Annotated in this window: 11 protein-coding genes and 1 pseudogene; 5 read left to right on the top strand and 7 right to left on the bottom strand. The window is 72.3% G+C overall.

What is annotated here, in order from left to right; genetic code table 11:
* Positions 1–177: 177 nt before the first annotated feature.
* The 7 genes and pseudogenes from mraY to mraZ form a co-directional block, all read right to left on the bottom strand.
* A complete protein-coding gene (mraY, locus tag FB453_RS28330; protein ID WP_030334519.1) occupies positions 178–1302 on the bottom strand; it encodes a phospho-N-acetylmuramoyl-pentapeptide-transferase in 1125 nt (374 codons plus the stop codon).
* Positions 1299–2696: a UDP-N-acetylmuramoyl-tripeptide--D-alanyl-D-alanine ligase gene (locus tag FB453_RS28325; protein WP_145795162.1), complete on the bottom strand. Its 1398-nt coding sequence runs from the start codon at positions 2694–2696 to the stop codon at positions 1299–1301. Before FB453_RS28325 ends, mraY begins: the two co-directional genes overlap by 4 nt.
* Positions 2693–4255, bottom strand: a complete 1563-nt coding sequence (locus tag FB453_RS28320) for a UDP-N-acetylmuramoyl-L-alanyl-D-glutamate--2,6-diaminopimelate ligase (RefSeq protein ID WP_145795160.1) — start codon at positions 4253–4255, stop codon at positions 2693–2695. Before FB453_RS28320 ends, FB453_RS28325 begins: the two co-directional genes overlap by 4 nt.
* A 52-nt stretch (positions 4256–4307) precedes the next feature.
* Positions 4308–6515, bottom strand: a complete 2208-nt coding sequence (locus FB453_RS28315) for a penicillin-binding transpeptidase domain-containing protein (RefSeq protein ID WP_145795158.1) — start codon at positions 6513–6515, stop codon at positions 4308–4310.
* 3 nt (positions 6516–6518) lie between these two features.
* Positions 6519–7124 (bottom strand): cell division protein FtsL, encoded by a 606-nt coding sequence (gene ftsL / locus FB453_RS28310; RefSeq protein ID WP_112605082.1) that lies wholly within the window; start codon positions 7122–7124, stop codon positions 6519–6521.
* Positions 7125–7185: 61 nt separating this feature from the next.
* Positions 7186–8223 (bottom strand): annotated as a pseudogene (rsmH, locus tag FB453_RS28305) (16S rRNA (cytosine(1402)-N(4))-methyltransferase RsmH); the annotation flags it as partial.
* 206 nt (positions 8224–8429) lie between these two features.
* Positions 8430–8861 carry a division/cell wall cluster transcriptional repressor MraZ gene (gene mraZ, locus FB453_RS28300; protein WP_030488958.1) on the bottom strand — a complete coding sequence of 144 codons (432 nt, stop codon included), beginning with the start codon at positions 8859–8861 and terminating at the stop codon, positions 8430–8432.
* 355 nt (positions 8862–9216) lie between these two features.
* On the opposite strand from mraZ, the gene FB453_RS28295 reads away from it, so the two are divergent.
* The 5 genes from FB453_RS28295 to FB453_RS28275 all read left to right on the top strand — a co-directional run bounded on the left by FB453_RS28295 (position 9217) and on the right by FB453_RS28275 (position 13996).
* Positions 9217–10464 carry a MurT ligase domain-containing protein gene (locus FB453_RS28295; protein ID WP_091407686.1) on the top strand — a complete coding sequence of 416 codons (1248 nt, stop codon included), beginning with the start codon at positions 9217–9219 and terminating at the stop codon, positions 10462–10464.
* Entirely contained in the window at positions 10454–11173 is a 720-nt protein-coding gene (locus tag FB453_RS28290) for a type 1 glutamine amidotransferase (protein WP_091407683.1), read from the top strand. Before FB453_RS28295 ends, FB453_RS28290 begins: the two co-directional genes overlap by 11 nt.
* Entirely contained in the window at positions 11170–11853 is a 684-nt protein-coding gene (locus FB453_RS28285) for a VTT domain-containing protein (protein WP_145795155.1), read from the top strand. Before FB453_RS28290 ends, FB453_RS28285 begins: the two co-directional genes overlap by 4 nt.
* Positions 11850–12647 (top strand): aminoglycoside phosphotransferase family protein, encoded by a 798-nt coding sequence (locus FB453_RS28280; protein WP_145795153.1) that lies wholly within the window; start codon positions 11850–11852, stop codon positions 12645–12647. Before FB453_RS28285 ends, FB453_RS28280 begins: the two co-directional genes overlap by 4 nt.
* Before the next feature lie 134 nt (positions 12648–12781).
* Positions 12782–13996 carry a hypothetical protein gene (locus FB453_RS28275; protein ID WP_145795150.1) on the top strand — a complete coding sequence of 405 codons (1215 nt, stop codon included), beginning with the start codon at positions 12782–12784 and terminating at the stop codon, positions 13994–13996.
* Positions 13997–14196: the final 200 nt, after the last annotated feature.

Raw genomic sequence — 14196 nt, 5'->3', positions numbered from 1 at the left:
CGCGCGTCGTCGGTTGGCGCAACCGCCTCCGCGGTACGCCCCGACGCGCCCGGCGACCGCCGCGCCCGCCCGCCTGCCCTGCCCTCAGTGCCGATGTCCTCCCCCACCCCGACATCATCACCGCTAAACACGCCCGACACCCCCAGAACGCCCCCTCGGGCGTGTCGGCCCCGCGGATCAGGTCATGTTGGCGAGGAACTCGCTGTAGAACAGGCCCAGGGCGATGGCCACGCCGATGCCGGCGATGATCCAGAAGCGCACCACGATGTTGACCTCGCTCCAGCCGGCCAGCTCGAAGTGGTGCTGGAGCGGAGACATTCGGAACACCCGTTTACCGGTGGTCTTGAAGGAGATGATCTGGATCACCACGGACATCGTGATGATCACGAAGAGCCCGCCGATGATCGGCAGCAGCAGGATGGTGCGGGTGGACATCGCCATGCCGGCGATCAGACCGCCCAGCCCCAGCGCCCCGGTGTCGCCCATGAAGATCCGCGCCGGGGAGGTGTTCCACCAGAGGAAGCCCACACAGGCCCCCGCCGCCGCCCCGGCGATCAGCGCGATCTCCAACGGGTCGCGGACCTCGTAGCAGTACGGCTGGGTGTAGTTCGGGTCGGCACACCAGTGCCGGTACTGCCAGAACGCGATCAGCGCGTACGCGGCGAGCACCATCACCGACGCGCCGGTGGCCAGACCGTCCAGGCCGTCGGTGAGGTTGACGCCGTTCGTCGCGGCCATCACCACGAAGATAAAGATGATCACCGCGCCGACCTTGCTGACCTCCAGGAAGTCGATGTCCCGGATGAAGCTCAGCGTGGTGCTGCCCACCGTCTCGGTGTTGGTCGCCAGCCCCGAGCCGTTGGTCATCGTGCTCGGGAACCACAGCGCGATCACCCCGAAGACCGCACCGACCAGGATCTGGCCGAGCAACTTGCCGCGCTTGTTCAGCCCGGCGCTGTTGCGCTTGCGCACCTTGAGGAAGTCGTCGAGGAAACCCACAGCGCCGGAGAACACCATCAGCCCCAGCAGCACCAGCGCCGTGATCGTCGGCTCCACCTGGGCGATCTGCTGGTCCGGCAGGGTGGTCAGGGCGAGGTGCCCGGCCACGTACGCGATCACAGTGGCCAGGATGAAGACCACGCCACCCATCGTGGGCGTGCCCTTCTTGCCCTGGTGCATGGCGGGGCCGTCGGACCGGATCGGCTGACCGGCCTTGAGCCGGGTGAACACCTTGATCGCGATCGGGGTGCAGAAGAGCGAGACGAGGAAGGCCACCCCGATGGCGACGATGACCGCCCTCATCGGGTCGACTCCCCACCGGCGTCGGCGCGCAGGGCGTCGGCCACCTCCCAGGTCCGGTACCGGGAGCCCTTGACCAGGACGACGTCACCCGGTCGTAGCTCGCTCCGCAACACCTCGACGGCCGCCGCCTGATCGGTGAGCAGCACCGACTCTCCTCCCCAGTTTGCTACCGCTGTCGCGCCTTCGTGGATCGGCGCGGCCGGCTCACCCACCACGAGCAGCCGGTCGACACCCAGCTCGGCCGCCAGTTGGCCGACCTCGGCGTGGCCGTCGTACTCGAACGGGCCCAGCTCGGCCATGTAACCAAGCACCGCGACGGTACGCCGCCCCTGGCCCATGCTCGCCAGCGCCCGCACCGCTACCGCCATCGAGGCCGGGTTGGCGTTGTACGAGTCGTCGATCACGGTCACCCCGTCGGGGCGGTCGAAGACGTCCATCCGTCGGGTCGAGACCAGCCCCAGCTCGCCGAGGGCCGTGGCCAGCTCGGCCAGCGGCATGCCCAGCTCCCGGGCGACCGCCGCCGCCGCCAGCGTGTTCCCGACCTGGTGGCGGCCGGCCAGCCGGAGCCGCACCGGCTCGCGCCCCTCCGGGGTGACCAGGGTGTACGACGGGTGACCCCGCTCGTCGAGCGTGACGTCCTCGGCGCGCACGTCGGCGTCGGGCGCCTCGCCGTAGCGGACCACCCGGGCATGCGTGCGGCTCGCCATCGCGTCCACCCGGGGGTCGTCGGCGTTCAGCACGGCCAGCCCGTCCGGCGGCAGCGCCTCCACCAGCTCGCCCTTGGCCAGGGCGATGGCGTCCTGCGAGCCGAACTCGCCGATGTGCGAGGTGCCGACGTTGAGCACAACGGAGATCCGGGGCGGCACCAGCTCGCACAGGTACCGCACGTGCCCGACCCCACGCGCGCCCTTCTCCATCACCAGGTAGCGGGTGTCCGGGTCAGCCTGGAGGGCGGTGTACGGGTGCCCCAGCTCGTTGTTGAACGAGCCGGGTGGCGCCACAGTGGCCCCGAGCCGGGCGGTGAGCTGACCGATCAGATCCTTCGTGGTGGTCTTGCCGGACGAGCCGGTCACGCCGATCACGGTCAGCCCGGTCAGTCGGTCCACCGCCGCGCGGGCCAGTCGGCCCATCGCGGTCAGGGCGTCCTCGACCAGCACCATCGGCACCCCGGGCACCTCTCGGCTGCCGAGCACCGCCACCGCGCCGGCCTGGATCGCCGTCGCCGCGTAGTCGTGCCCGTCGACCTTCTCCCCCGGGAAGGCCACGAAGAGCGAACCTGGCCCCACCTTGCGCGAGTCGAACTCCACCGATCCGGTCACGGTGGCGGCCGGTTCGGCGGCCACCAGCCGCCCGTCGACCGCCGCGGCCACCTCGGCCAGGCTCAGCGCGATCACCGCTGACCCGCCAGGTCCCCGAAGCGGGCCCGCAGCGCCTCGGCCAACTCGATGCTGTCGTCGAACGGAAGCACCTGGCCCGCCACCTCCTGGCCGCGTTCGTGGCCCTTGCCGAGCAGCGCGATCACGTCGCCCGGCTCGGCCAGCCGCACCGCCTCGTCGATCGCGGCGCGGCGGCCCGCCACCTCGATGATCCGGGCGGCAGTGCCGGCCCGGTACGCCCCGGCCAGCACCTCGGCGCGAATCTCCCCCGGGTCCTCGGTGCGCGGGTTGTCGTCGGTCACCAGCACCACGTCGGCTCCCTCCGCCGCGGCGGCGCCCATCACCGGCCGCTTGCCCCGGTCCCGGTCTCCACCGGCGCCGATCACACAGATCAGTCGGCCGGCGCTCAACTCGCGCAGCGCGGTCAGCGCGGCCACTATCGCGTCCGACTTGTGCGCGTAGTCGACCACCCCGCGCACCGGCGCGGCCACGTCGACCAGCTCCAGCCGGCCCGGGACGCCACCGCAGGCGGCCACACCGGCCGCAGCGGTCACCGGGTCCACCCCGGCGCCGACCAAGGTGGCGATGGCCAGCAGCGCGTTGGCCACGTTGTGCCGGCCGGGCAGGGCGACACCGGCGGACACTGCCACGCCGTTCGGGCCGTGCGCGGTGAACCGCTGGGCGTACCCCTCGCCGCCCACACCGTCGGCCCACCAGGTCGCGCCCTGGTCACCGGCCGCCGAGTAGGTGACAGTGGTCGGCTTGAGCAGCGGCTTCAACGCCGGGTCGTCGTGGTTGAGCACCTCGACCGTGCAGCGCCCGTCGAAGAGCTGGGCCTTCGCAGCGAAGTAGTCGTCGCTGTCGGCGTGGAAGTCCAGGTGGTCGGAGCCGAAGTTGGTGTAACCGCCGACGGCGAACCGCACACCGCCCACCCGGCCCATGGCCAGCGCGTGGCTGGAGACCTCCATGACCACGGCGGTGACCCCCCGCTCGCGGGCGGTGGCCAACATGGCGTGCAGGTCGGTCGCCTCGGGGGTGGTGCGCACACTGTCGATCACCAGATCACCGAGCCGGGTCTCCACCGTCCCGACGAGCCCGGTGGTGTGCCCGGCGGCCCGCAGCCCCGACTCGATCAGGTATGCGGTGGAGGTCTTGCCCGCGGTGCCGGTCACCCCGATCACTGTGAGACCGGCTGTGGGGTCGCCGTACACGGCCGAGGCCAGCTCGCCGAGCACGGCGCGCGGATCGGGCACCACCAGGGTGGGCAGGCCGGTCCCCGCCGCCAACTCCGCGCCGGCCGGGTCGGTCAGCAGCGCCACGGCACCCGCCTCGACGGCGCCGGCGGCGAACTCCGCGCCGTGCCGACGGGCACCGGGCAGCGCCGCGTACAGGTCGCCGGGGCGAACCTCCTGGCTGGCGTGGGTGACCCCGGAGACGACCACCGCGGCGGCGTCCGCCGGAAGGTCGACGGCGAGCCGGACGGCGAGATCACCGAGCCGGACTCCGATCACGGTACGTGGACGTGGATTGCCGGGCACGGCGTCAGACCCTACCCGGTCGTCCGGTTCCGGCCGCACAGCCGCCCCGGTGGTTCGTCGGCACTCACCGATGATGTCCCGCCATCGCTGCTCAGCGCGGATAGACCACGAACTTGGGCGCGGATCCGCCGGTGGACGGCGGCACCCGGTAGTGACGCAGAGTGAACTGCATCATGTCGCGGAACGCCGGATTGGCGATCGCCGCGCCCCCACCGTTGGGCGCGTAAACGAAGACGGCGATCACGTATCGGGGATTTTCGGCGGGAGCCATCCCGATGAACGAGGACACCTCACCGGGCTGCTTCTTGCCGTTCACCAGCCGCCACCCGGTGCCGGTCTTGCCGGCGACCCGGTAACCGGGGACCGCGGCGGTCAGGCCGGTGGCGTGGTCGACGGTGGTGACCGCCTCCAGCATGGTGCGGAGGGCCGCGGCGTTCTGCGGGCTGAGCACCGATCGGGTCGCCGGGGCCGGCGCGGGGGTGCGCTTCCCGTCCGGGCCGATGACCTCCTTGACCAGGTGCGGCTGCACGTACGTGCCGTTGTTGGCGATGGCGGCGTACGCGGCGGCCATCTGCAACGGGGTGGCGTCGACGCTGTGCCCGATCGGCACCGACCCGTGCGACGACCCGCTCCACTCGTCGGCCGGCAGCAGTCGCCCGCTGGCCTCCCCGGGCATCCCCTCGCCGGTGGGCTTACCCAGCCCGAACCGCTTCTGGTAGTCGATCAGCCGGTCCGGGCCGAGTCGCTCGGCGATGGTGATGGTGCCGACGTTCGACGAGTAGGCGAGCATCCCCGGCACGCTCATCCGCCTGCCGTCGGCCGGGTGCGTGTCGGAGAACCAGGTGTCGCCCATCTTGATGCTGTTGGCGATCGGCAACGTGGTGTCCGGCGTGATCACGCCCTCCTGCAGGGCCGCGCCGTAGGTGATGGCCTTGTGCACCGAGCCGGGGTCGACCACGAAGCTGGTCGCGGCATCCTCCCGGGCGACCGGGTCGCTGGGCACCGGCTTCGCCGCGTCGTAGGTGGGGTTGCTGGCCTGGGCCAGCACCGCGCCGGAGGGAATCTCGATGATCACGGCCGCGCCGGTGCCACCCGGCGACTGGGCCATGCCCGCGCTGAGGATCTGCTGCGTCCGGAACTGCAGGTCGCGGTTGAGGGTGAGACCTAGCGAGCTGCCCGGCTTGGCGGGAGTGGTCCGGCTGTAGCCGCCCGGAATCGGCGCGGCGAGGTCGCCGAGGCCGGCCTCGTACACCCGCTTGCCGTCCTGACCGGCGAGCACGTCGTCGTAGCGGGCCTCCAGCCCTTCCAACCCGTCCATGTCCTGGCTCGTGAAACCGATCAGGTTGGCCGCCAGGTCTCCGCCGGGCACCTCGCGGCGCTCGTCGCGGTGCACCCCGATGCCGGGCAACTCCAGCGCCTGCACCCGCTTGGCGGTCGGGATCTCCACGCCCCGGGCCAGGTAGGCGAACGTGGACGACTTGCCGTTCTCCAGCTTGCGCGGCTTCATCAACTCCATCAGCTTCGACACCGGGATGCCGAGCAGCGGGGAGAGCGCCTTGGCGACGGCGGCCGAGTCCTTCACCTCGGTCGGGTCGGCGTACACGTACCGCGCCTCGACACTACGGGCCAGCGGCGCGCCGGTGCTGTCGTAGATCGCGCCCCGCGGCGCCGGCAGCTCGACCGTGCGGAGTCGGTCAGCGATGCCGCCCCCTGCGTACGCCGGAGCGTCGACCGCCTGGAGGTAGATCAGCCGGATCCCGATGGTGGCGAAGAGCGTCAGGGCGAGCACGGTGCCCAGCCGCAGCCGCAGCCGCGAGTCGGCCAGCTTCGGCGGGCGTCGTGGCTTGCGCGACGGCCGCCGGGCCGCCGGTCGGTCGGTGCGCCGCGGCGCGCGTGGCGTCGTCCGGCGACGCGGCGGCGGCTCGTCCCCACCCGGGCCACGGGGGGTACGCGGCGCGACGGTGCGCACCACCCCACCGCGGCCAGCCGCCGGAGCGTCGCGCCGGCCGGACCGGGCGGCGGCCCGACCGCCGTCGAGCACCTGCAACGCCGGCCGGAACGGGTCACCGGACCGGGTGCTGCGCGGCGTACGCCGCTGTTCGGCGCCCTGACCGCGCGCCGGCGTACCGCGCTCCTCCCGGACGGTCCGACCCCTCGGGGTGTACGCCCGGGCGCCGGAGATGCCCCCGATGCCCGGCTCGCCGGTGCGCGGCTCGCCGTCGGCGGGCCCGGCATCACGTGCAGAACCGCGCCGGGACCCCGTAGGGTCCCGGCGCGGCTCGTCCGACCTTGGTGGCACCGGTCAGCCTCCCGCACCCTGGCTGGTCACCGACGGCTGGCCGTTCGCCGGCTGCGGCACCTCGAGGGTCTTGCCGTCCGGCAGCCGGATGTAGCCCGGCTCGCCGGCGTCGACCAGGCCCAGCCGCCGCGCCTCGGCGGTCAGGTTGCCCGGCGCCTCGGCGTCGGCGATCTGCTTGTCCAGCTGCTGCTTCTCCAGGTCCAGTCGAGCCTGCTGCTGCTGCAACCGCTCCAGCCGGAACGCGTTCTCATTGATCTTGGTGTTGACCGCCAGGATGCCCAGCACCCCGCCGACCACCAGCACCACGATCAGCGCCGCGAACGGCGCACGCGGCACCGAGATCGGCGGCGGCGGCGCCACCCGCAGCCGCGGCGGCCGGGCGCTGGTGGCGCTGGCGGCCTTCTCGACCGGTCGAAGCGCGGCGGTGCCCTGAGTCGGGAACTCGCGCGCCCCCCGGGCGCGAGTCTCCCCCTGCCGATTCGTTCGATCGATGCGTGGCGTACCGTTTCCGAGGCGCGGAGCCCGCTCCGCCGCGGTCCGGCCCCCCGACCGCGGTGCGCGCTGCCCGCCGCCGGTGACGTCCCGGCGGTCGCGCTTGTCAATGCTCATGTCCCTCCCCCTAACGTCCGTCCCTCTAGCCGTCCCGGTGCCCCTGACCCCCCACGGATCAGGCGGACCCCGTGCCCGGTTGGTGCATTCCCTTCACCCGTCGGCGAGACCGTTCGCGGTCGGTCCGCCCCTGCTCTGTCGCGTTCGGGTCGAGTCGCTCCGCGGCCCGCAGCCGCACCGAGGCGGCCCGCGGGTTCGCGGCGACCTCCGCCTCCCCCGGCAGCTCGGCGCCCCGGCTGAGCAGCCGGAACGTCGGACCGGACCCGGGAAGCTCGACCGGGAGGTCAATCGGGCCCTTACTGCGGACCCGGTCCGTGAGGGCCGCCTTGGTGAGCCTGTCCTCCAGCGAGTGGTAGGACAGGACCACCATGCGACCGCCCACGGTCAGTGCGTCGAGTGCGGATGGCAACGCTGTCTCCAGCGCTGCCAGCTCTCTGTTTACCTCGATCCGTAAAGCCTGAAACGTTCTCTTTGCCGGGTGCCCACCCGTTCGTCGGGCTGGTGCCGGAATGGAGTCCCGAACCAGCTCCGCCAGCAGCGCGGACGAGGTGATCCGGGCCCGCTCCCGCTGCCGGATGATCGCCGAGGCGATCCGGCCGGCGAACTTCTCCTCGCCGTAGACCCGCAGCACCCGGGCCAGGTCCGGATGCGCGTACGTGTTGACCACCTCTTCGGCGGTCACCCCCCGGGTCTGGTCCATCCGCATGTCCAACGGTGCGTCCTGGGCGTACGCGAACCCTCGGTCGGGCGCGTCCAACTGCAACGACGAGACACCCAGGTCGAACAGGATGCCGTCGATGGCCGGATAGCCCAGCCGGTCCAGTACGTCCGGCAACTCGTCGTAGACGGCGTGCTCCAGGTGCACCCGATCGGCGAACCGGGCCAGCCGGACCCGCGCGTGGGCGAGCGCCTCGGTGTCCCGGTCGAGCCCGATCAGGACCGTCTCCGGATGCGCCTCCAGCACCGCCTCCGCATGCCCGGCCAGACCGAGCGTCGCGTCGACGTAGACCGTCCGGCCGCCTCGACCCAGCGCGGGGGCCAGCAGCTCGAGACACCGCTCGAGCAGCACCGGCACGTGCGTGCCGCGCAACTCCCCCATGATGACCCCCACTGGTTGAAACGTCCGTTCTTCTCGTGCGCCTGTCGTCGGACGGCGCTGCCGTCGTACCGCCAGATCCCCATCCGCTCCCGCCTGACACCGGACCGTCGCCCAATGACTGGATCGTGCGCCTGGCACCGGGGAAGTGATGCCAGGAACTCGAAAGCGGCTGGAGATCTCGCAGTACGTCGGGCGCCGTTACCGCCCTACAGACCGCCGGGCAGCACCCCCTCCTCGATGTCGGCGAAGTCGTCTTCGCTCTCGGCGAGGTAGGTCTCCCAGGCGACCTTGTCCCAGATCTCCACCCGCGTGCTCGCGCCGATCACCACCAACTCGCGGTCCAGCGCGGCATAGGCCCGCAGATGAGCCGGGATGGTCACCCGGCCCTGCTTGTCCGGAACCTCGTCGTGCGCGCTGGCAAAGAAGACCCGGCTGTAGGCCCGGGCCGCCTTGTGGGTCATCGGCTGTGCGCGCAACTGCTCCGCGATCCGCTGGAACTCAGGGGTCGGGAAGACGTAGAGGCAGCGCTCCTGCCCTTTAGTGACCACGACACCCCCCGCCAGCTCATCCCGGAACTTGGCCGGAAGGATCAACCGGCCCTTTTCGTCCAGGCGCGGAGTGTGGGTGCCGAGGAACATCGGCCCAACCCCCTCGCCCTTGAGCGGCGTTCGCGGCGCCGCTGACCCCCCGGGCCGGTGAGCCCTCCCGGCCTCACCATTGGTCCCCACTCTACTCCACTTCCCTCCACCCGCAACCAGATTCGCCCGCGTGGCGCGCCTGACCTGACGACAAAACCGCACGTCACAAGGGGTGGAGCGGAGTGGAGGGCTCCGGCCGCTCCTCGGCGTGGTCCGCTTTCCGACATAGATCGACTCCGTCCGGGGGACGCCGACCCGGCCGCCAGCGCAGCCACCACGGCCGAACGGTTCACCGTCGGCGGCGATCTGGTGGGGCCGGCGGTCCGGTAACCTCGCTCGCGTGACGGACGCGAAAATGCCCCTACGGGCCAAGGTGGCCAGCTCCGTGTCACGGACCGCCGCGGCGCTCTCCCGGGCGGCCGGCCGTGGCGACGGTTCAGTGATCGGCGGGTGGATCGGCCTGAAGATCGACCCGGACCTGCTGGCCCACCTGTCGGCCGGGCGCGCGATCGCGCTCGTCTCCGGCACCAACGGCAAGACCACCACCACCCGATTGACCTCCGCCGCGGTCGGCGTGCTCGGCCGGGTCGCCACCAACTCGTTCGGCGCCAACATGCCCAGCGGGCACACCTCGGCGCTGGCCAAGGCCGGCAGCACCCCGTACGCGGTGCTGGAGGTCGACGAGCACTACCTGGCGCAGGTGCTGGAGGCGACCGAGCCGCACGTGGTCGCGCTGCTCAACCTCTCCCGCGACCAGCTCGACCGCGCCAAGGAGGTCGCCATGATGGCGCAGCTCTGGCGCGCGGCGCTGGTCCGGCACACCGACGTACGGGTGGTGGCCAACGCCGACGACCCGCTGGTCGTGTGGGCCGCCACCCCGCCGGGCGACCCCGCCCGGGGCATCAACCCGCCGCACGTGACGTGGTTCAGTGCCGGCCAACGCTGGCACGACGACTCCTGGGTCTGCCCGGAGTGCGGCTCCACCATCCAGCGCTCCGGCGAGCAGTGGTGGTGCACCGGCTGCCCGCTGCGCCGACCGGAGCCGCACTGGGTCGTGGAGGACGAGGGCGTGCTCGACCCCACCGGCGCCTGGCACAAGGTCTCCCTCCAACTGCCCGGCAAGGTCAACCTCGGCAACGCGGCGACCGCGCTGGCGGTGGCCGCCGAGTTCGGCGTCCGCCCGGTCGACGCGGTGTCCCGCCTTGGCATCGTCACCTCGGTGGCCGGTCGCTACGCCCAGGTCGACAAGGACGGGCGCAACATCCGGCTGCTGCTGGCCAAGAACCCGGCCAGTTGGCTGGAGGCGTTCGATATGGCCGACGACGCGCCGACGCTGCTCTCCATCAACGCGCGCGACCCCGACGGTCTGGACACCTCCTGGCTCTACGACGTCGACTTCGCCCCGCTGCGCGGCCGGCAGGTGTTGATCACCGGCGACCGGGCATACGACCTGGCGGTTCGACTGGACGTCAACGACGTGCCGTTCCAGCACGTCCGCACGTTCGACGACGCACTCCGGTCGGTCCCGCCCGGGCGGCTGGAGGTCATCGCGAACTACACCGCGTTCCAGGACATCCGAGCGGAGTTGGACCGTGTCATCTGAGAGTCTGCGCATCGTCTGGATCTACCCCGACCTGCTCTCCACCTACGGAGACCGGGGCAACGCCCTGATCCTCGCCCGTCGGGCCCGTCAGCGTGGGATGCCGGTCGAGGTGCTGGAGGTCCGCTCCGACGAGCGGCTGCCCGCGACCGCCGACATCTACCTGGTCGGTGGCGGCGAGGACGGCCCGCAGGCACTCGGCGCCCAGCGGCTGCTGGCCGACGGCGGCCTGCACCGCGCCGTCGCGCAGGGCTCGGTGGTGTTCGGCGTCTGCGCCGGCTACCAGCTGCTCGGCACCTCGTTCTTCGCCAAGGGTGTGCAGTGCCGCGGGCTGGAGCTGCTCGACCTGCGGTCTGACCGGGGCGAGAGCCGGGCCGTGGGCGAGCTGGCCGGTGAGATCGACCCCCGCCTGGGCCTGCCCCCGCTGACCGGTTTCGAGAACCACGGCGGCCGCACCCACCTCGGTCCAGAGGTCTCCCCGCTGGCCCGGGTCACCGCCGGGGTGGGCAACGACGGGGCCACCGAGGGCGCGTGGCGCGGCAAGCTGCTGGGCACCTACTCGCACGGGCCGGCGCTGGCTCGCAACCCGGCCCTGGCCGACCTGCTGCTGCGCTGGGCCACCGGGGCACACCAGCTCCCGCCGTTGGACGACACCTGGTCGGACCGGCTCCGCAACGAGCGCCGCTCCGCGGTGGCCGCCGCCCGGGCATGATCCGTGCCGTCCGGCGGCTGCTCCGGCAGCCGTCGGCCGCCCGGTTCGCCCTGCTCGTGCTGCTGATCGGCGGGTGCGGGTTACTGCTGCTGCTGGTGCCGCGGCCGGATCCGGCGCAGCTGCCGCAGGTCGCCGACCGGCTGGGCGACCTCGCCCCGGCGGCGGCGATCCTCGGTGGTGCGCTACTGCTGGTTGCGCTGGTGCCCCGGACCTTCATCACGCTCGCCGCAGGTGCGATCTTCGGCCCGCTGGAGGGCGCCGCGTACGCCCTGGGCGCCGCGCTGGTGGCGGCGGCGATCGGGTTCACTGTCGGCCGGTTGCTCGGCCGGGAGTTCGTAGCCGAACGGGTCCGCGGTCGCCTGGCCCGCCTCGACGGCTGGTTCGCCCGGCAGAGCGTGCTCGGTGTGGTCACCGTCCGGCTGCTGCCGATCGCCGGCTTCGGCCTGGTCAGCTACGGCTACGGCACGACCGGCGCCCGAGTGCTGCCGTTCCTGGCCGGCAGCGTGATCGCGTCCGCGCCGACCGCCTTCGGCTACGCGGCGATCGGCGCGGCGGTCAGCTCCCCGGGCCACGTCAACTGGTACGCCGCCGCCCCGGCCAGCCTCGGCCTGATCGCCAGCCTGGTGCTCATCCACCAGTGGTGGCGCGCCGAACGCCAGCGCCGTCGCATGCCAGTATGACCGTGCCCGAGCCGACCGACAGCTCTGCCGAGGAGCCACTCACCGGCGGATTCATCGCCGCCGTGGTCCGGGTCGGCGACACGGTACGACGTACCCCGCCCGCCAACCTGGACTTCGTCGGCGCGCTGCTGCGCCACCTGGCCGGGGTGGGCGCGGACCTCGCGCCCCGCCACCTGGGCGTCGACGCCCACGGTCGGCAGATGCTCAGCTACGTCCCGGGGCGCGTGCCGTGGCGGGACCGGGAGGACCCCGAATTCTTCGCCGACCCGGCGCTGGCGCGACTGGGCCAGCTGATCCGGCGGCTGCACGACGCGTGCGCGGACACCGACCTGTCCGGCGACGCCGAGACCGTGTGCCACCGCGACCTGTCCCCGAAGAACACGGTGTACCGGGACTTCCCCGCCGGGCCGCTCCCGGTTGCCTTCCTCGACTGGGACCTGGCCGCGCCGGGCCGGCGGATCGAGGACGTGGCGTTCGCCGGCTGGCACTGGGCGGCGTTGGGAGAGGATGCCGATCCCGCCGAACTGGGCCGACGATGTCGGGTTCTCTGCGACGCCTACGAGGCGGCGTCGCCGGCACTGGACCGGGGTGAGCTGGTGGACGTGATGCTCGATCAGATCGCGGGCACCTGGCGGGGCATCGACGCCGGCGCCGAGCGGGGCGAGCCGGCCATGCTCCGGCTGCGTGCCTCAGGCGTGCCCGACGGAATACGCCGCTGGTACAACTGGCTGTACACCCATCGCAGTGTCGTAGCGGTGACCGCCTGTCCTCCGCCGGGGCGACAGGTCCACTGACCTTGCCGTTGACCTGCACCGGGTAGGTCACCGTGTCGGCCACCAGCAGCGCCGGGTCGGCGGTGGTAACAGCCGGACGACGATCCCGCCGGCAGGGCATCGGGCAGCGCCAGCGCGATCTAGCGTCTGCGGCCATGAAGCCCTTGCCCCGAGCCAGGATCGGTTCTCGAGCCGTCGCCCTCGTTGCTGCCCTCGCGGCGGCGCTGCTCGCGGCGTGCACCCCGAATGATCCACCGGCCGCATCGTCGCCGCCCGCCACGGCCGAGGCACCGCCCGCGACACGGGTGACCGCCCCACCGCTCGCCGACTTCTGCCCGGTCGCCATGCCACCGAGCTGGCAGGACGCGATCCGTGACAGTCGCCTGCCGCAGGATCCCGGGGAAAAGTGGGCGGCGCTCACCCCGGCGCCGGACGGCCGCTCCGCGTTCGCCACTGTGCAGCGCGGCGGCTCGATGACGCTGGTCTGGCAGGAGGAGGACGGCCGACGGAGGGAGGTGGCCACCATGCCAGACATGTTCACCTTCCCACTGTGGGGCGTCTTCGACGGGCGCTGGCTGGTGTACGCGCGCAGCAGCCTCATGCGAGCGGCACCCCACGGCGGCGGCGGCTCCGAACTCTTCGCCTGGGACGCGGAGTCGGGGGCCGCACCACGGCAGCTACTGGGCACCGCGGACTTCCTCCACCGGCCCCCGTTGCGCGACGGGAAGCTCGCCGTCACCAAGGTCCTCGGCGAGGACCGGAACGAGCTGACCCTGCACGACCTGGCTGCCGGGACGGTCCGCACGGTGGCCGCCGGCCCGGTGGCCGGTGTCGGGTTCCACGGCGCCGACCTGCTCTGGTTCGATCGGGCCACGGGCCACCTGAACGCGGTCGGTCCGGACGGTGAGGCTGGGTCCGCGCCGCAGCCGAGCCTGGGACCGGGCACCACCGTCGACGTGACCACCGACGGCCAGACCACGGCCTGGGTGTCCCGCGACGAGCGCACCCTGACCGTCTGGCGACCGGACTGGGCGGCACCGGTCCGCGTGTTCCGCGTGACCCCTCCGCCGGCTCCGGCTGCCGCTACCTCGTTGCCACCGGGCACCAGACCCCCGACCGTCGACCCCTTCCACAAGGTGGCCACGCCCAGCGCTGTCGGCGACCTGGTGATCTTCCAGTACCACCTGGGTTGGTACGTGGTCGACCTGCGAACCGGGTCGTACGTGCGGCTGACAGCCGATCACGCCCACGCGGTCGTCTTGGGCGAGGCGCTGCTGGTGGACCCGGACAACAACTCGGACCCCGCACAGCAGCACGCGTACTCGCTGCTGCGCCCGGACCGGCTGCCGCCACTGCCGCCCTGCCCGTGACCACCGGAGCGCAACTGCTGAGCGGCTGGTCTGGTTGATCCGGCGACTGCACGAGCGGGTTGTGCGACGACCGGCGGCGGATGCGCCGGAGAGCGTTATGACTCAGAGGCATATTTATGGGTCTTGTGTTGGATGTGTGGGTCGGTGGTGGTCATCGGTGGGGTAGTTGGGGTCGGTGGCCGCCGAGGCTGAGCATGGCT

The organism is Micromonospora sp. CNZ322 (genome assembly GCF_007827755.1).
The sequence above is the reverse complement of the archived record's forward strand: the minus strand, read 5'-3'. Positions and strand labels throughout refer to the sequence as shown.